Genomic DNA, 17,646 nt, shown 5'->3' with positions numbered 1-17,646 from the left:
ACGGCGCGAGTGAGGAGCGACCCATGAGCGGAAACCTGTGGCGCCGGGCCCTGGTCACCGGTGGAGCCGGGTTCGTCGGCTCCCACCTGTGCGGCAGGCTGCTGGAGGTCGGCGGCGACGTCGTGTGCCTGGACAACCTCTGCACCGGATCACGGTCCAACGTGGCCGAACTCGAACAGCGGCCCGGCTTCCGCTTCGTGCGCGCCGACGCCACCGACCCCGCCGCCGTGCGCGCCCTGCCCGGCCGCTTCGACCTCGTCCTGCACTTCGCCTGCCCCGCCTCGCCGGCCGACTACCTGCGGCTGCCGCTGGAGACCCTCGACGTCGGCAGCAGCGGCACCCGCAACGCCCTGGAGCGTGCCCGCGCCGACGGGGCCCGGTTCGTCCTCGCCTCCACCTCCGAGGTGTACGGCGACCCGCTGGAGCATCCGCAGCACGAGGGCTACTGGGGCAACGTCAACCCCATCGGCCCGCGCAGCGTCTACGACGAGTCCAAGCGGTTCGCCGAAGCCCTGGTCACCGCCCACCGCAAGGTGCACGGCACCGACACCGCCATCGTGCGGATCTTCAACACCTACGGCCCCCGGATGCGCACCGGCGACGGCCGCGCCGTCCCGGCCTTCGTCTCCCAGGCGCTGGACGGAGCTCCGCTCACCGTCGCCGGGGACGGCAGCCAGACCCGCTCCCTGTGCTACGTCGGCGACACGGTCGACGGCGTGCTCGCGCTGGCCGCCTCCGGTGAGCGGGGGCCCGTCAACATCGGCGGCGGCGAGGAGATCACCATGCTCGACCTCGCCCGCCGGATCATCGACCTCACCGGTTCCGCCTCCCGCGTCCGGTTCGTCGAGCGCCCCGCCGACGACCCCGCCCGGCGCCGCCCCGACACCCGGCTGGCCCGGGAACGGCTCGGCTGGCAGCCGAGGGTCGGCTGGGCCGAGGGGCTGGAGCGCACCATCGGCTGGTTCACCCGGGCCGTCGCGGCCTGACCGGGGCGACAGAGCGTCGACCGCCCCCGTACGAATAGTGAAATATCAGCTTATTACGGGGCAAGTTGGCTCCAAGTGTTTGAGCCAACTGTCCTGCGGCACCCGCCCCCTTCTGACGCCACCCGGACCTCGTGACGGAGCACCCCCCCATGCGCATCCTCGGCATCAACGCTTTGTTCCACGACCCGGCAGCGGCCCTCGTCGTCGACGGCCGCACGGTCGCCGCCGCCGAGGAGGAGCGATTCAGCCGCCGCAAGCACGGCAAGCGGCCCCTGCCCTTCTCCGCCTGGGAACTGCCCGAGCAGTCCGCCCGCTGGTGCCTGGCGCAGGCGGGCCTCGGGCCCGAGGACCTCGACGCCGTCGCCTACTCCTTCGACCCGAAACTGGCGCGCCCCGCCGCTGAGATGGGCCTCGACGACCCCTGGGACCCGCTCCGGCTGGAATACGCCCGCCGCGCCCCCGGCTTCCTCGCCGAGGCCCTGTCCGGACTCGACCCCGACCGGGTCGTCTTCGTCCCCCACCACGTCGCGCACGCCGCCTCCGCCGGGCCCGCCTCCCCGCACCCGGACAACGACGTGCTGGTCCTCGACGGCCGCGGCGAAAGCGCCTCCCACCTGGCCGGCCGCTACCGCGACGGCAAGCTCGACACCCTCGCCACCCAGGCCCTGCCCGACTCCCTCGGCCTGGTCTACGAGGAGCTCACCGCCCACCTCGGCTTCCTGCGCAGCAGCGACGAGTACAAGGTGATGGCCCTCGCCTCCTACGGCACCCCCCGCTTCCTGCCCCGGCTCAGGCAGTACGTCCACCCCACCGGCCACGGCGGCTTCCGCGCCCACGGCGTCGACTGGGGTTCGCTCGCCCCGCCCCGCGCCAAGGACGAGCCATGGACCCGCGACCACGCCGACCTCGCGGCCGGCGCGCAGGCGGTGCTGGAGGAGGTCCTGCTGGAACTCGTCCACTGGCTGCACGGCGAGGCCGGCGGCGAGACGCTCACCATGGCGGGCGGGGTCGCCCTGAACTGCGTCGCCAACTCCAAGATCGCCGCGCGCGGCCCGTACCGGAACGTCTGGGTGCAGCCCGCCGCCGGCGACGCCGGGACCGCCCTCGGCGGCGCGCTGCACCTCGCGGCGAACGAGGGCGCCCCGCAGCCCATGCCCGGCCCCGCCCTCGGCCGCGGCTGGAGCGACGAGGAACTGCGCGCCTGGCTGGAGCGGGCCGCCGTACCCTACGAGCGGCCCGACGACATCGCCGAGACGGTCGCCGGGGAACTCGCCCGGGACGGCGTCGTCGCCTGGTTCCAGGGCCGCAGCGAGTACGGGCCGCGCGCCCTCGGACACCGCTCCCTGCTCGCCCACCCGGGCCGCGCCGAGAACCTGGAGCGCCTCAACCACGTCAAGGGCCGCGAGGAGTTCCGCCCGGTCGCCCCCATGGTCGCCGCCGAGCGCGCCCACGAGCTGTTCGCCGGGCCGCTGCCGAGCCCGTACATGCTCTTCGTCCACGAGGTCGCGGCCGAGTGGCGCGAGCGGATCCCGGCCGTCGTGCACGTCGACGGCACCGCCCGCATCCAGACCGTCGACGAGCGCGACGAACCCCTCGTCGCGCGGATGCTGGCCGCCTTCGAACGGCGCACCGGGCTGCCCGTCGTCGTCAACACCAGCCTCAACACCGCCGGCCGGCCCATGGTCGACGACCCGCGCGACGCGCTGGAGTGCTTCGGCTCGGCGCCCGTGGACCTGCTGGCGCTCGGGCCGTTCGCGATCCGCCGCGGGAGGGCCTTCGGATGACCGCGTACGCCGTCGTGATCCCCACCCTGGTGCGGGACACCCTCGCCGACTGCCTCGCGGCCCTCGCCGCCGCGACCGGCCCGCGACCCGCCGAGATCGTCCTGGTCGACGACCGCGCCGACGCCACCTCCGAACCCCTGGAACACCCGCTCGCCGTCCTGGGCGACCTGCGCGTCCGTACGACCGTGCTGCGCAGCCGGGGCCGGGGGCCCGCCGCGGCCCGCAACACCGGACTGCGCGCGGTCGCCGCACCGTGGATCGCCTTCCTCGACGACGACGTCCAGGTCGGCCCGCACTGGTGCGAGCAGCTCGCCCAGGACCTCGCCGACGCGCCCCCGGACACGGCGGGTGTCCAGGGCGTCATCGCCGTACCGCTGCCCGGCGAGCGGCGGCCGACCGACTGGGAACGCGGCACGGCGGGGCTGGCCCGCGCCCGCTGGATCACCGCCGACATGGCCTACCGCACCGACGTCCTCAAGCAGGTCGGCGGCTTCGACGAACGCTTCCGGCGCGCCTTCCGCGAGGACGCCGACCTCGCCCTGCGCGTCCTCGACGCGGGCTGGCGCATCCACCAGGGCCGCCGCACCACCCGTCACCCCGTGCGCCCCGCCTCCCGCTGGGTGTCGCTGCGCGCCCAGCGCGGCAACGCCGACGACGCGCTGATGCGGCGGCTGCACGGACCCGACTGGTGGGAGAAGGCGGTCGCCCCGCGCGGCCGGCTCCGCTCCCACCTCGCGATCACCGCGTCCGGCGCCGCAGCGCTCGCCCTCGCCGCCGCCGGACGGTCCCGGGCCGCCGCGGCCGTCGGCGCCGGATGGGCGCTCGGCACCGGCGAGTTCGCCCGGTCCCGGATCGCGCCCGGGCCGCGCACCCGGGACGAGGTGACCACCATGCTCGCCACCAGTGTGCTGATCCCACCCGCCGCCACCTGGCACTGGCTGTCCGGGCTGTGGCGGTACCGCGACGCCCCCGCCTGGCAGGAGGTGGCCTCGTGACCCTGGTCAAGGCGGTGCTGTTCGACCGCGACGGCACCCTCGTCCACGACGTCCCCTACAACGGCGATCCCGACAAGGTCCGCCCGGTCGACGGGGCCCGTGAGGCCGTCGCCCTGCTGCGCGCCCACGGTGTGCGCACCGGGGTCGTCACCAACCAGTCCGGCATCGCGCGCGGCCTGCTCACCGACACCGAGGTCCGCCACGTCAACCACCGCGTCGACGAACTCCTCGGCCCCTTCGACGTGTTCGGCGTCTGCCCGCACGGCCCCGACGACGGCTGCCGCTGCCGCAAGCCCGAACCCGGCCTGGTCCTGTGGGCCGCCGGACGCCTGTGCGCGGCGCCCGAGCGCTGCGTGGTGATCGGCGACATCGGCGCGGACGTCGAGGCCGCCCGCCGGGCCGGCGCCCACGGCATCCTCGTCCCCAACCAGCGGACCCGCCCCGAGGAGACGGCCCGCGCCGACCACGTGGCACCGGACCTGCTGACAGCGGTGCGCGCGCTGCTGACGGGACCGCCACGGGGCCGGGTCCTGGTCGACGAGCGCCCGATCGAGGCGGCCTACGACACCGCCGGGACCACCGACTCCGGCCGCCACGAAAGCCCGGGCGCCGACCCTGCCCACGACACCCGCCGGGGGCCGCGATGAAGGCCCTCGTCGTGCGTCTCGACAGCTTCGGGGACGTCCTGCTCGCCGGGCCCGCGATCCGGGCCGTCGCCGCCCGCGCCGACCACGTCACCCTGCTGTGCGGACCGCGCGGCGCGCCCGCCGCCCCCCTGCTGCCCGGCGTGGACGAGGTGCTGGTCTGGGACGCGCCCTGGGTCGGCTTCACGCCCCCGCCCGTGGGGCGCGGCGAGACCGACCAGCTGATCGACACTGTCGACGCCGACACGGCGCTGATCCTGACCTCCTTCCACCAGTCCCCGCTCCCGGCCGCCCTGCTGCTGCGGCTGGCCGGCGTCGGCCACATCGCCGCGGACAGCGAGGACTATCCCGGCTCGCTGCTCGACGTACGCCACCAGCGCGCCCCGCACGCCCACGAGGCCGAGGCCATGCTGGACCTCGCCGAGGCGGCCGGCTTCCCCCGCCCCGACGACGGCCGGCTGCGCGTGCTGGAGCCGCCCGCCACGACCGCGCTCACGGGTCCGGGCCCGTACGTCGTCATGCACCCGGGAGCCGCCGTCCCGGCCCGGACCTGGAGCCCCGAGCGGGCCGCCGAGGCGGTGCGCGAACTGGCCGAGGCCGGGCACCGGGTGATCGTCACCGGCGGCAGCGGCGAGCGCGAGCTGACCGCGTACGTCGCCGGGGAGCACGCCCTCGACCTGGCCGGCCGGACCGGCGCCCCCGAACTCGCCGGCGTCCTGGCCCGCGCCGACGCCGTCGTCACCGGCAACACCGGCCCCGCCCATCTCGCCGCCGCCGTCGGCACCCCGGTCGTCTCCCTGTTCGCACCGGTCGTCCCGGCCGAGCGCTGGCGGCCGTACGGCGTCCCGTACGTGCTGCTCGGCGACCAGCAGGCGCCCTGCGCCGGCACCCGGGCCCGGCAGTGCCCCGTCCCCGGCCATCCCTGCCTGGACACCGTCACCGCCCACGACGTGGCCGCCGCCGTGGAGAAACTCCTGGGGGAGACATGAGGATCCTGCTCTGGCATGTGCACGGGTCGTGGACCACCGCCTTCGTGCAGGGCCCGCACACCTACGTCGTCCCCGTCACGCCCGACCGGGGCCCCGACGGACGGGGCCGCGCGCAGACCTGGGACTGGCCGGACTCGGTGATCGAGGTGCCGCTGGAGCGGCTGCGCGACGAGGAGATCGACGTCGTCGTGCTGCAGCGCCCGCACGAACTCGCCCTCGTCGACGCCTGCCTGGGCCGCCGCCCGCCGCTGGTGTACGTCGAGCACAACGCCCCGCACGGCGACGTCCCGGACACCCGGCATCCCGTCGCCGACCAGCCGGACATCACCCTCGTCCACGTCACGCACTTCAACCGCCTGATGTGGGACTGCGGACGCGCCCCGACCGCCGTGATCGAACACGGCATCGTCGACCCCGGCCAGAGGTGGACCGGCGAGCTGGACCGGGCCGCCGTCGTCGTCAACGAACCCGTGCGGCGCGGCCGTACCACCGGCACCGACCTGCTGCCCGTCTTCGCCGAGGCCGCCGGGCTGGACGTCTTCGGCATGGCCACCGACCGGCTCCGGGTGCCGAACACGCGCACCTTCGACCTCGCCCAGCGTGATCTGCACGCGGCGATGGCCAGGCGGCGCGTCTACGTCCACCCGATCCGCTGGACCTCCCTCGGGCTGTCCCTGCTGGAGGCGATGCACCTGGGCATGCCCGTGCTCGCCCTCGCCACCACCGAGGTCACCGAGGCCGTGCCGCCCGGCGCGGGCGTGGTCTCCAACCGGATCGACGTACTGACCGACGCCGTACGGGACTTCGTCGCCGATCCGCTGCACGCGCGGCTGATCGGCGAGGGGGCCCGCGCGGCGGCTCTCGCCCGCTACGGGCTGTCCCGTTTCCTGGACGACTGGGAGCGGCTGCTGAAGGAGGTCACCCGATGAGGATCGCCATGGTGTCCGAGCACGCGAGCCCGCTCGCCGCTCTCGGGGGACCGGACGCCGGTGGGCAGAACGTGTACGTCGCCCGCCTCACCGAGGAACTGGCGCGTCGCGGCCACGACGTCACCGTGTACACGCGCCGGGACTCCGCCCGGCTGCCCGACCGGGTGCCGCTGCCCGGCGGGGGCGTCGTCGAGCACGTGCCGGCCGGACCGGCGAAGCCCGTGCCCAAGGACGAACTGCTCCCCTACATGCCCGGCTTCGGCACCGTCCTCGCGCGCGCCTGGGAAGGGGAGCGGCCCGACGTCGTGCACGCGCACTTCTGGATGTCCGGCATGGCCGCGCAGATCGGCGCCCACGAGCACGGCGTCCCGGTCGTGCAGACCTTCCACGCGCTCGGCACCGTCAAGCGCCGCCACCAGGGCCGCCGGGACACCAGCCCGCACGAACGCGTCGGCATCGAGCGGCAGATCGGCCGCGGCTGCGCCCGCGTCCTGGCCACCTGCGGCGACGAGGTCCACGAACTCGCCGAGATGGGCGTGCCGCCGGGGCGGGTGTCGGTGGTGCCGTGCGGGGTGGACGCCGAGCACTTCCACCCCGGGGCGCACAGCGCCGGCGTCCCCGAACGCCGGGAGCGCCACCGCCTGCTCGCCTGCGGCCGGCTCGTCCCGCGCAAGGGCTACGACAAGGCGATCCGGGCCCTGACCCGCGTCCCCGACACCGAACTCCTCATCGCCGGCGGCCCCGAATCCGGGCAGCTGGACGCCGACCCCGAGGCGGCACGACTGCGCCGGCTCGCCGAGCGCGCGGGACTCGGCGACCGGGTACGGCTGCTCGGTGCCGTCGACCCGGACCACATGCCGGGGCTGATGCGCGGCTGCGACCTCGTCCTGTGCACCCCCGTCTACAAGCCGTTCGGGATCGTGCCGCTGGAGGCGATGGCCTGCGGTGTGCCCGTCGTCGCCACCGACGTCGGCGGCCACCGCGACACCGTCGCCGACGGGCACACCGGACGCCGGGTGCCGGCCGGCGACCCGTGGGCGATCGCCGGGGCCGTGCGCGAACTCCTCGCCGACGAACCGCTGCGCCGCCGCATGGGCGCGGCCGGCCGCGAGCGTGCCCTCGCCCGCTACACCTGGCAGCGTGTCGCCGACGGTGTCGAACAGGTCTACCAGCAGGTTCTGACCGGACACCGGGTGTCCGAGGAGGTGGCGTGATGACGGTCCACCCGCCCGCCGTCGGGCACTGCGACGAACTCCTGGACGCGCTGGGCCAGTTCCGCGCCTCCGCGCACATCACCGAACGGTGGGGGAGCCGGCTGGCCGACGTGCTCTCGGCCGGCGGACGACTGCTGGCCGCGGGCAACGGGGGCAGCGCGGCCCAGGCCCAGCACCTGACCGCCGAGCTCGTCGGACGCTACCGCGACGACCGGCCGCCGTTCTCCGCGATCGCCCTGCACGCCGACACCTCCTCCACCACCGCCATCGCCAACGACTACGGCGTCGACGAGGTGTTCGCCCGCCAGGTCCGCGCGCACGGCCGCTCCGGCGACGTCCTGATGCTGCTGTCCACCAGCGGCGCCAGCGCCAATCTGCTGTCCGCCGCCGACGCGGCCCGCGCGAGCGGCCTGCGCGTGTGGGCGCTGACCGGCCCGGCCCCCAACCCGCTGACCGCGGGCAGCGACGAGGCGCTGTGCGTCGAGGCGACCTCGGCCGCCACCGTGCAGGAACTGCACCTGGTGGCGGTGCACATGGTCTGCGCGGCCTTCGACGCGGAAGTGGAGAGGAGGACGGTATGACGGGCCGAGCCCCGCTCCTCGTCGTCGGCGACGCCCTGCTCGACCGCGATCTCGACGGCCACGCCGACCGGCTCGCCCCCGACGCGCCCGTCCCCGTGGTCGCCGACTGCGCGGAACGCCTCCGCCCGGGCGGCGCGGCCCTCGCCGCCTACCTCGCGGCGCGGGACGGCCGGGAGGTGACGCTGGTGGCGGGCGTCGGCGACGACCCCGCGAGCCGCGAGCTGACCCGACTTCTCGAACCCTGGGTGAAGCTGATCCCGCTCCCGCTGACCGGCCCGCTCCCGGAGAAGACCCGGGTGCTGGCGCAGGGCCGTCCCGTGACCCGCCTGGACCGCGGCAGCGGCACCACCCGCGAGGCGACGGCCGCCGTCCGCGCGGCGATCCGCTCCGCGCAGGCCGTCCTGGTCTCCGACTACGGCCGCGGCACCGCCGACGCCCTCCGCGACGTCCTGTCCGACCACCCGCCCCTCGTCTGGGACCCGCACCCGCGCGGCGGACCGCCGGTGCCGGGGACGCGCCTGGTCACGCCGGCGGAGCAGGAGGCCCACCGCTTCGTGGGCCAGGGCCCCGCCGCCGTACGGGAGTTGCGTACCGCCGCGCGCGCCGCGGCCGCGCTGGTGGCTCACTGGCGGGCCGGTGCCGTCGCGGTCACGCTCGGCGCCCGGGGCGCCCTGCTGTCCTACGGCGATCAGCCGCTGCTGTGTCCCGCACCCGAGGTCCACGGCGCGGACCCGTGCGGGGCGGGCGACCGGTTCGCCGCCACCGCGGCCGGGCTGCTCGCCGACGGCGCGCTGGTCGGCGAGGCCGTCGAGGGCGCCGTCACGGCGGCGACGGCCTTCGTCGGCGAGGGCGGGGCGGGAGCACTCATGCTTTCGGACGATTCCACCGAGGCCGCGGAACCAGGGGACGACGTACGGGCCGTCCTCGCCCGTGTCCGCGCCGCGCACGGCACCGTCGTGGCCGCCGGCGGCTGCTTCGACCTGCTGCACGCCGGGCACGTGGGCCTCCTGGAGGCGGCCCGGCGGCTCGGCGACTGCCTCGTCGTGTGCGTGAACTCGGACGCGTCCGTGCGGCGCCGCAAGGGTGACGGACGGCCGGTCACCCCGCTGGACGACCGGGTACGGGTCCTGCTCGCCCTGGGCTGCGTGGACGCCGTCGCCGTCTTCGACGAGGACACCCCCGAACGTCTGCTCGCCGAACTGCGGCCCGACATCTGGGTCAAGGGCGGCGACTACAGCGGCGCCGACCTTCCCGAGGCCGCGCTGCTTCAGGAGTGGGGCGGCCAGGCGGTCCTCCTGCCGTACCTGGACGGCCGCTCCTCGACCCGGCTGATGACCCGCGCGGCAGGTGCCGTATGACGACGACACACGGACCGATGTTCATGGGCGCTCCCGACGTCCGCCGCGACGGCTTCCTCCCTCCGCACGCCCACCGCACACCGTCCGTCCCGCACCCCCGGTCACCCCGAACGGCAGGCACCTCATGACCGAGCCGCCCCGTGTCCTCGTCCTGCGTGCCCTGGGCCTCGGGGACCTGCTCGCCGGTGTCCCCGCGCTGCGCGCGCTGCGCCGGGCGTTCCCGGCGCACGAACTGGTGCTGGCCGCGCCCGCCGAGCTGGAGCCGGTCGCGGCCGCGACGGGCGCCGTCGACCGGCTGCTGCCCGCGTCCGCCCCCGGGCGCGCCGTACCCCGCGCCCTGCACTGGACCGGCCCGCCCCCGGAGATCGCCGTCGACCTGCACGGCAACGGTCCGCCCAGCCACCGTCTCCTGCAACAGTTGCGCCCCCTCAGGCTGCTGGCCTTCGCCCACCCCGGGACGCCCGAGATCGACGGCCCCCTCTGGTACGCGCAGGAACACGAACGGGCCCGCTGGTGCAGGCTGCTCCAGTCCTACGGCATCGACGCCGACCCCACCGATCTCCGGCTGCCCCGCCCGCCGGAAGCCTCCCCGGCCCCCGGCGCCGTCGTCCTCCACCCCGGCGCGGGAGCCCCGTCCCGCTGCTGGCCCGTGGGGCGCTACGCCACGGTCGCGCGCACCCTGCGCCGGCAGGGCGTGCGGGTCGTCGTCACCGGGGGAGCCGGCGAGGAGGACCTGGTCGCCGAACTCGCCGACCGGGCAGGCCTTCCCGGCACCGGTCGCTTCCCCGGCGACCTCCCCTTCGACCGCCTGTGCGCCCTGGTCGCCGACGCCCGTGCGGTGGTCAGCGGCGACACCGGCATCGCGCACCTCGCCGTCGCCCTCGCCACCCCCTCCGTCACCCTCTTCGGCCCCGTGCCGCCGAGCCGCTGGGGTCCGCCCCCGGATCCGTGCCACCGCGCCCTGTGGCATCCCGGCCCCGACGGCGACCCGCACGGCCTGCGCCCCGACCCGTCGCTGCTGCGGATCCACCCCGACGAGGTCCTGCACGCCCTGACCGCCCTGCCCGCCACTCAACCAGCCGCGTACGCCCGGCAGTTGGACCACGCCCACGAGTGACCCCACCCATGACTGACTCCCGCGTCGGCATCGTCATCGCCACCCGCGACCGCTGCACCTCCCTCGCCCGCACCCTGCGCCACCTCATCGCCCTGCCCGAGCCGCCCCCCGTCCTCGTCGCCGACAACGCCTCCACCGACGGCACCCGCGCCATGCTGGCCCGGGACTTCCCGCAGGTGCGCGTGCTCGCCCTGCCGTGCAACCGGGGAGCGCTCGCCCGCAACCACGGAGTCCGCGCCCTCGGCACCCCGTACGTGGCCTTCAGCGACGACGACTCCTGGTGGGCGCCCGGCGCGCTGGACCGCGCGGTCGGCCACTTCGAGGCGCACCCACGGCTCGGCCTGCTCTCCGCCCGCACGCTCGTCGGCCCCGGCGACGCCCCCGACCCGCTCGACGACGTGCTCGCCGGCTCGCCCCTGGGGCCCGCCACCGACCTCCCCGGCACCCAGGTGCTCGGCTTCCTCGCCTGCGCGGCCGTCGTCCGCCGCGACGCCTACCTCGACGCGGGCGGCTACCACCAGGTGCTGTTCTTCGGCGGGGAGGAGACCCTGCTCGCCTACGACCTGGCGGCCCGGGGCTGGGGCGTCGCGCACTGCCCGGACGTGGTCGCCCACCACCACCCCGCCCCCGCGGCCCGCACCGGCCGCCCGGCCACCGTCCGCCGCAACGAGGTCCTCACCGCCTGGCTGCGCCGCCCCCTCCCGCACGCCCTCGCCCGCACCCGTGAACTGGCCGGTGCCGCCCGCCACGACGTGGCCGCGCGCCGCGCCCTGCGTGAGACCCTCGTCCGGCTGCCGTCCGCGCTGCGCGAGCGCAGGCCGCTGCCCCCGCACGTGGAACGTGCCGCCCGCCTCCTGGACCCCGTCGACGGAGCGACCCCATGACCGACCCGCGCACGAGCGTCGTCGTCATCACCCACAACCGCCGCCCCGAACTCCTGCGCACCCTCGACCGGTTGGCTCAGCTGCCGGAGCGACCGCCGGTCGTCGTCACCGACAACGCCTCCACCGACGGCACCGCCGCCGCGGTGGCCCACCGCCACCCCGGCGTACGGCTGCTGCGGCCCGGCCGCAACCTCGGCGCCGTCGGCCGCAATCTGGCCGTGCGCCACCTCCGCACGCCGTACGTGGCCTTCTGCGACGACGACTCCTGGTCGGCGCCCGGCGCACTGAGCGGGGCCGCCGACCTGCTGGACCGGCATCCGGCGCTCGCGTCCGTCACCGCCCGGATCGTCGTGGAACCCGGCAGAGAGGACGACCCGATCAACGCCGAGCTGCGCGACTCGCCCGTCCCCGGCCCCGGTTGGCTGCCCGGCCCGGCGCTCGGGTCCTTCCTGGCCGCCGCGACCGTCCTGCGCGCCGACGCCTTCCGGGCGGCGGGCGGCTTCCATCCGCGGCTGTGGCTCGGCGGCGAGGAGGAGTTACTGGCCGTGGACCTCGCGACGGACGGCTGGTGGCTGACGTACGCCGAACATCTGACGGTCCATCACCAGCCGTCGGTGGTACGGGACTCCACGCTGCGGCGACGGCACGGCATCCGCAACACCCTGTGGTTCACCTGGCTGCGCCGGCCCGCGGGGTCCGCGCTGCGCCGCACCCTGCACCTGGCCCGTACGGTTCCGCGGGACACCGCGTCCCTGTACGCCTTCGCCGAGGCGGCCGCCGCGCTGCCGTGGGTGCTGAGGGAACGCCGGGTGGTACCGGCGGCGGTCGAGTCACGGCTGCGTTCCCTGGAACACGCCCAGCACCGCTCGACCGCGCGCCGTTACACCGGCTGAGCCGCCCGCCCCCGCCGTTCAGCGTTCCGTCAGCCGGCACAGCAGCCGGAACGACGCGAACAGGGCCGCCGGCCAGACACCGGCGAAGGCCCAGACCACGGCGGGCTCGGAGGTGACGATCCCGGCGGTCATCAGACCGATCGAGACCAGCAGGAGGAAGGCGACCGTCAACAGCCGCGGGCGGTAGGCGCCGAGCCGCGCGAGATCGGGGCGGCGGCTCGGACGGAAGGTGCGCAGCCGCCGCTCCAGACGGCGGTCGCGGCTGAGCGCGCGCTCCATCTCGTCGAGGGCGCGCTGTTCGTGATCGGGGAGTCGGCTGGTGGACACGGTCGTCCCTCCTCGGCGGCGGCGGGGGCTGCACGTCGAGTGCCCCCAGCCTTCCGAGATCTAACCGCCGCGCACCCCTCCAACACCCTCGACAGACCTCCGTATCGGCCGCCGACGGTCCTGCTCACGCCGGGACCACGGCCGGCACGCACCGGCCTGCCATCATGGGCCCATGCATCGGGTGCCGCCCCGCCCACGCGTCCCCGACTGGTTCACGGCCGACGACTGTGCTCTGAACGTCGCGCTCGTGTATCCGCTGCAGGGGCCCGCCGGGATCTTCGGGCCGGCCTGTGAGGCCTGTGCGCGGCTCGCCGCGGAGGAGATCAACAGGGCGGGCGGGGTGCTGGGCCGGGAGCTGCGGCTGCTGGAGGTGGACGGGGGTGCGCCGCCGGGGCAGGTCGCCGAACAGATGGACGCGCTGGTGGCGGCCGGCCTGGTGCAGGGCGTCGCCGGCTGGCACATCTCGTCCGTACGGCAGGCCCTCGCGCCGCGGATCGCGCACCGGGTGCCCTACGTCTACACCGCCCTGTACGAGGGCGGGGAGCGCACGGAGGGCGTCTACCTCATCAGCGAGACCCCGGCCTCGCAACTGCTCCCCGCCATGGGCCTGTTGGCGGACGCCCGTCGCGTGCGCCGTTGGTTCGTCGTCGGCAACGACTACGTGTGGCCGCGCCGCACGGCCCACTGATCGGACGCTCACAGTGAAAGGACCCTTGGGACAGACCGCGGGGGCGGGCGGGTCAACGGCGGGGCGGGCACCGGCAAAGACGGCGGCAAGAAACGCGCCCCGCGGCGCGACACGCGGCGCACGACGACCCACTGGCCACACGGCGTTCACTCAAGTGCCGCCGGAGCGCGCCAGGGTGCGGTCGTTGTCAGCTCAACCGCTCGCCAGGGAGGGGACCATGACCACAGAGGCCAACACGCCGGACGGGCCGGCGCAGTCTTCCGAGGGGGTCAGCCGGCGTCACGCGCTGGGCCTGTTCGGCACGGCGGGGGCCGGAGCGGCCGCCGCCCCGTTGCTGGGGGCCGGCACGGCGCAGGCCGCGCCGCTCGCCGCCCCGGCCCTCCACCTCACCGCCGACTCCGCCGGCGCGCCTCCGGTCCAGGGGCTGCACCTGACCTTCGGAGCGGACCCGCGCACCCAGATGACGGTGTCGTGGATCACCGACAGACCGGTCACCAGACCGGTGGTCCACTACGGCACGCTGGAGCACGGCTTCGGTTCCAAGGCCAAGGCCCGCACGGTCACCTACGTCGACGGCACCTCCAGCCGCACCGTCTACGTCCACCACGCCTCGCTGACCAGGCTGCGCCCGGACACCGACTACCTCTACCTCGCCACCCACGAGGGCACCACACCCGACAGTGGCACCTTCCGCACCGCCCCCGGCGGACGCCGGCCCCTCACCTTCACCAGCTTCGGCGACCAGTCCGCGCCGCAGGTCACCTGGGCTGCCAACGGCACGGTGGCGCTGGACGCCAACTCCACTCCCGCCACCAAGGACATCGTCACCGGCGTCGAGCAGGTCGCCCCGCTCTTCCACCTCCTCAACGGCGACCTGTGCTACGCCAACCTGGACGTCGACCGGGTGCGGACCTGGAACAACTTCTTCACCAACAACACCCGTTCGGCGCGCTTCCGCCCCTGGATGCCGGCGGCCGGCAACCACGAGATCGAGAGGGCCAACGGCCCGATCGGACTCGGCGCCTACCAGACCTACTTCGACCTGCCGTCCACCGAGACCGACCCCGAACTCGGGGGCCTGTGGTACGCCTTCACGGCCGGTTCGGTGCGGGTCATCGTGCTGCAGAACGACGACAACTGCCTGCAGGACGGCGGTGACGTCTACATCAGCGGCTACTCCGGCGGCCGCCAGCTCGCCTTCCTGGAGAAGGAGCTGAAGGCGGCCCGGTCCTCCCGCGACATCGACTGGGTCGTCGTCGCCATGCACCAGGTCATGATCAGCTCCTCCGACGCCAACGGCGCCGACCTCGGCCTCCGGCAGAAGTACGGCCCGCTGTTCGACGGGTACGGCGTGGACCTCGTGCTGTGCGGCCACGAGCACAACTACGAGCGCTCCCTGGCCGTGCGCGGGGTCGTCTCCGGCAGCGAGACGCTCACCCCCGACCCGGTCTCCCAGGCCACCGACGACATCGACGCGGGCCTGGGCACCGTGCACATGATCCTGGGCGGCGGAGGCGTCTCCGGCACCACCAACCAGAACTTCTTCAAGGACGGCACGGCCAAGGTCATCACCGCGGTGTCCGCGAGCCCCGGCGCCAACGGCAAGCGCACCGCCACGTACACCAAGGAGCAGGCCGTCTGGACCGGCGTCCGCGACCTCGACCACCCCTACGGCTTCGCCGCGTTCACCGTGGACCCCGGCCGGCACCCCGGTGACACCACACGCATGCACGTGACGTACTACAACGTCAACAAGCCGCACGGCGAGCTGTCGGTCTTCGAGACCTTCACCCTCCACCGCCGCCGCTCCGACGGCCCCAAGTGACCCGCTAGAGCCAGTCGCGGTGTTTGAAGATCACGTACAGGCTGACGCAGACCACGCCCATCAGGCCGATGGCGAAGGGATAGCCGAGCAGCCAGCGCAGCTCCGGCATGTGCGTGAAGTTCATCCCGTAGATCGTCCCGACCAGCGTCGGGGCGAACAGAATGGCCGCCCATGACGAGATCTTCTTGATCTCCTCGTTCTGCTCGAAGCCCGCTTCCGCCAGCGCCCGCATCTCCGCGTTCTGCTGCTGGGTGACCAGGGTCGCGTTCACCGTGAGGATCTCGGTGAGGGCCTGGCGGAAGCTGTCCACCCGCTCGCTCGTGTGGGTGACGTGGTCGGCGACGTCACGGAGGTAGCGCTGGAGCTCCTCGTCGGTCTCGTACTTGGAGAAGCCGGCGATCAGCCCGTGCAGCATGCCGACCAGCGGGCGGGTGGCGCGCTGGAACTCGACCATCTCCCGGGAGAGTTCGTAGATACGGCGGGAGACCTCCGGGTCGCCGCGGAAGACCTCCGTCTCGATCTCGTCGATGTCGTTCTGCACGCCGGCGACGACCGGCGCGTACCCGTCGACCACCGCGTCGAGAATGGCGTACAGGACCGCCTCCGGGCCCAGCTTCAGCAGCTCCGGTGTCTCCTCCATGCGATGCCGGACCGCCGAGAGGTCGGGGGCGGCGCCGTGCCGGACGGTGATGACGAAGTCGGGGCCGACGAAGACGTGCAGCTCGCCGAAGTCGACCTCCTCCGGGGCGTCCAGATAGCGGGCGGCACGCAGCACGACGAACAGCGTGTCGCCGTAGCGCTCCAGCTTGGGCCGCTGATGGGCCTCCATCGCGTCCTCGACCGACAGGGGATGGAGGTCGAACTCCGCGGCCAGGGAGAGCAGCTCGGCGTCCGTGGGGCGGGCGAGGCCGATCCAGGCCATCCCGGACGGCTCCTCACGCAGCTCACGAAAGGTGTCGGCGAGCGTGTCGGGAGAGGAGATGCGCACCCCGTCGCGGTACAGGGCGGCCTGGACGACGCTGGCCACCTCGGCCTGCTCGGCGGGCCCCTCCTCATGCGGCGGGGCGGTGGTGTCGGCCGCGGGCGGCTGCGGAGGCGTCAGCGCGCGGCGCCACGCGGACCTCATGGAGTTCCTGGCGCTCCTGGCGTTCCTGGCGGCAGGACGGGCGCGTCGCTCGGACATGCGGCTGCCTCCGGGGTCGTACCTGCGGCTGCGTGATCCGGAGCAGGATATACGGGGCAAACGACGCCGGGGTGACGCGTGCGACCGGGATTCGGTGAGAGTTGCGGACAGAGGGTGTCCGCGAGCGGCGTTAGCGTGCGGTACATGACGAAGACGACAGCCGCCGCTCCCGTGCTCGGTACCCGCGCCCTGAACCGCGCGACCCTCGACCGGCAGCTCCTGCTGCGCCGCTCACCGCTGTCCGCTCAGGCCGCCGTCGAGCATCTCGTCGGCCTCCAGGCGCAGAACGTCAAGCCGCCCTACCTCGCCCTCGCCGCCCGCCTGGAAGGCTTCGTCCCCGCGGACCTGTCACGACTGATGGCGGAGCGCGAGGTCGTCCGCATCGTCACCCTGCGTTCGACCATCCACACCCACACCGCCGACGACTGTCTCACCCTGCGCCCGCTGGTCCAGCCGGCCCGCGACCGCGAGCTGACCACCTTCCGCAAGGGGCTGGGGGGCGTCGACCTCGACCGCCTCGCGGTCCTGGCCCGGGAGCTCGTCGAGGAGGGACCGCGCACCATGAAGCAGCTGCGCGAGGCCCTGCACACCGAGTGGCCGGACGCCGACCCGCAGGCCCTCGGCATCGCCGCCCGGTGCCGGCTGCCGCTGGTCCAGGTCACCCCGCGCGGACTGTGGGGACAGAGCGGCCAGGTCGCCCTCACCACCGCCGAGCACTGGCTCGGCCGCCCCGCCGAACCCGCGCCCGCGCCGGAGGACGTCGTCCTGCGCTACCTCGCCGCCTTCGGTCCCGCCTCGGTGAAGGACATGCAGACCTGGGCCGGGCTGACCCGCCTGCGCGAGCCCTTCGAGCGGCTGCGCCCGCGGCTGCTCACGTTCCGCGACGACAACGGCGTCGAACTCCTCGACCTCCCCGACGCCCCGCGCCCCGACGAGGACACCCCCGCCCCGCCCCGCTTCCTCCCCGAGTTCGACAACCTGCTCCTCTCCCACGCCGACCGCACCCGGGTGGTGCCGCCTGAGTACTGGGGCCGCAGCTGGGTGGGGAACCTGGTGCACCGCACGTTCCTCGTCGACGGCTTCCTGGCCGGCGTGTGGAAGCTGGAGCGGGACGCCCTCGTCATCGAACCCTTCGGCAGCCTCACCAGGGCTCAGCGGGCGGAGCTCAGGGCGGAGGGGGAGCGCATGCTCGGCGTCCTGTACCCGGACATGCCGTACGACATCCGGTTCGGGACCGTGATCGCGTGAG

The 17,646-nt window shown here is 74.7% G+C and carries 16 protein-coding genes and 1 pseudogene; 15 read left to right on the top strand and 2 right to left on the bottom strand.

The window, feature by feature from the left end; all coding sequences use genetic code 11:
- Window positions 1–23 precede the first annotated feature (23 nt).
- The 12 genes from ABZ453_RS22990 to ABZ453_RS22935 all read left to right on the top strand — a co-directional run bounded on the left by ABZ453_RS22990 (window position 24) and on the right by ABZ453_RS22935 (window position 12,374).
- On the top strand, window positions 24–986 hold the full coding sequence (locus ABZ453_RS22990) for an NAD-dependent epimerase/dehydratase family protein (protein ID WP_359017110.1): 963 nt from the start codon (window positions 24–26) through the stop codon (window positions 984–986).
- 149 nt (window positions 987–1,135) lie between these two features.
- Window positions 1,136–2,770: a carbamoyltransferase C-terminal domain-containing protein gene (locus ABZ453_RS22985; RefSeq protein WP_359017297.1), complete on the top strand. Its 1,635-nt coding sequence runs from the start codon at window positions 1,136–1,138 to the stop codon at window positions 2,768–2,770.
- Window positions 2,767–3,765, top strand: a complete 999-nt coding sequence (locus tag ABZ453_RS22980; protein WP_359017109.1) for a glycosyltransferase — start codon at window positions 2,767–2,769, stop codon at window positions 3,763–3,765. Before ABZ453_RS22985 ends, ABZ453_RS22980 begins: the two co-directional genes overlap by 4 nt.
- The gene (locus tag ABZ453_RS22975; RefSeq protein WP_359017107.1) at window positions 3,762–4,412 is read left to right on the top strand and encodes an HAD family hydrolase; all 651 of its coding nucleotides are present in this window, start codon (window positions 3,762–3,764) and stop codon (window positions 4,410–4,412) included. The genes ABZ453_RS22980 and ABZ453_RS22975 overlap by 4 nt, the downstream gene beginning before the upstream one ends.
- Window positions 4,409–5,398, top strand: coding sequence for a glycosyltransferase family 9 protein (locus tag ABZ453_RS22970; protein ID WP_359017105.1), 990 nt, complete (start codon window positions 4,409–4,411; stop codon window positions 5,396–5,398). Before ABZ453_RS22975 ends, ABZ453_RS22970 begins: the two co-directional genes overlap by 4 nt.
- Window positions 5,395–6,327, top strand: coding sequence for a glycosyltransferase (locus ABZ453_RS22965; RefSeq protein WP_359017103.1), 933 nt, complete (start codon window positions 5,395–5,397; stop codon window positions 6,325–6,327). Before ABZ453_RS22970 ends, ABZ453_RS22965 begins: the two co-directional genes overlap by 4 nt.
- The gene (locus tag ABZ453_RS22960; RefSeq protein ID WP_359017101.1) at window positions 6,324–7,541 is read left to right on the top strand and encodes a glycosyltransferase; all 1,218 of its coding nucleotides are present in this window, start codon (window positions 6,324–6,326) and stop codon (window positions 7,539–7,541) included. The genes ABZ453_RS22965 and ABZ453_RS22960 overlap by 4 nt, the downstream gene beginning before the upstream one ends.
- Window positions 7,541–8,122 carry an SIS domain-containing protein gene (locus ABZ453_RS22955; RefSeq protein WP_359017099.1) on the top strand — a complete coding sequence of 194 codons (582 nt, stop codon included), beginning with the start codon at window positions 7,541–7,543 and terminating at the stop codon, window positions 8,120–8,122. Before ABZ453_RS22960 ends, ABZ453_RS22955 begins: the two co-directional genes overlap by 1 nt.
- Window positions 8,119–9,480, top strand: coding sequence for a D-glycero-beta-D-manno-heptose 1-phosphate adenylyltransferase (rfaE2, locus tag ABZ453_RS22950; protein WP_359017097.1), 1,362 nt, complete (start codon window positions 8,119–8,121; stop codon window positions 9,478–9,480). The genes ABZ453_RS22955 and rfaE2 overlap by 4 nt, the downstream gene beginning before the upstream one ends.
- 124 nt (window positions 9,481–9,604) lie before the next feature.
- On the top strand, window positions 9,605–10,597 hold the full coding sequence (locus ABZ453_RS22945; RefSeq protein WP_359017095.1) for a glycosyltransferase family 9 protein: 993 nt from the start codon (window positions 9,605–9,607) through the stop codon (window positions 10,595–10,597).
- An 8-nt stretch (window positions 10,598–10,605) separates the two neighbouring features.
- Window positions 10,606–11,481 carry a glycosyltransferase gene (locus ABZ453_RS22940; RefSeq protein WP_359017093.1) on the top strand — a complete coding sequence of 292 codons (876 nt, stop codon included), beginning with the start codon at window positions 10,606–10,608 and terminating at the stop codon, window positions 11,479–11,481.
- A complete protein-coding gene (locus tag ABZ453_RS22935; protein ID WP_359017091.1) occupies window positions 11,478–12,374 on the top strand; it encodes a glycosyltransferase in 897 nt (298 codons plus the stop codon). Before ABZ453_RS22940 ends, ABZ453_RS22935 begins: the two co-directional genes overlap by 4 nt.
- An 18-nt stretch (window positions 12,375–12,392) precedes the next feature.
- On the opposite strand, the gene ABZ453_RS22930 is transcribed toward ABZ453_RS22935, so the two are convergent.
- On the bottom strand, window positions 12,393–12,701 hold the full coding sequence (locus ABZ453_RS22930; RefSeq protein WP_359017089.1) for a DUF3040 domain-containing protein: 309 nt from the start codon (window positions 12,699–12,701) through the stop codon (window positions 12,393–12,395).
- 172 nt (window positions 12,702–12,873) lie between these two features.
- Here ABZ453_RS22930 and ABZ453_RS22925 point away from each other — a divergent pair.
- Together ABZ453_RS22925 and ABZ453_RS22920 are read left to right on the top strand one after the other, a co-directional pair.
- Window positions 12,874–13,383, top strand: a pseudogene (locus ABZ453_RS22925) (ABC transporter substrate-binding protein); the annotation flags it as partial.
- A 223-nt stretch (window positions 13,384–13,606) separates the two neighbouring features.
- The gene (locus ABZ453_RS22920; protein ID WP_359017087.1) at window positions 13,607–15,214 is read left to right on the top strand and encodes a metallophosphoesterase family protein; all 1,608 of its coding nucleotides are present in this window, start codon (window positions 13,607–13,609) and stop codon (window positions 15,212–15,214) included.
- Window positions 15,215–15,218: 4 nt separating this feature from the next.
- On the opposite strand, the gene ABZ453_RS22915 is transcribed toward ABZ453_RS22920, so the two are convergent.
- Complete coding sequence (locus tag ABZ453_RS22915) at window positions 15,219–16,397, bottom strand: magnesium and cobalt transport protein CorA (RefSeq protein ID WP_359017085.1); 1,179 nt, start codon at window positions 16,395–16,397, stop codon at window positions 15,219–15,221.
- 144 nt (window positions 16,398–16,541) lie between these two features.
- On the opposite strand from ABZ453_RS22915, the gene ABZ453_RS22910 reads away from it, so the two are divergent.
- On the top strand, window positions 16,542–17,645 hold the full coding sequence (locus ABZ453_RS22910) for a winged helix DNA-binding domain-containing protein (RefSeq protein ID WP_359017083.1): 1,104 nt from the start codon (window positions 16,542–16,544) through the stop codon (window positions 17,643–17,645).
- Window position 17,646 lies beyond the last annotated feature (1 nt).

This window comes from Streptomyces sp. NPDC005799 (assembly GCF_040630525.1).
Classification (GTDB): Bacteria; Actinomycetota; Actinomycetes; order Streptomycetales; family Streptomycetaceae; genus Streptomyces; species Streptomyces griseorubiginosus_B.
This window is presented reverse-complemented; position numbering and strand designations above follow the sequence as displayed.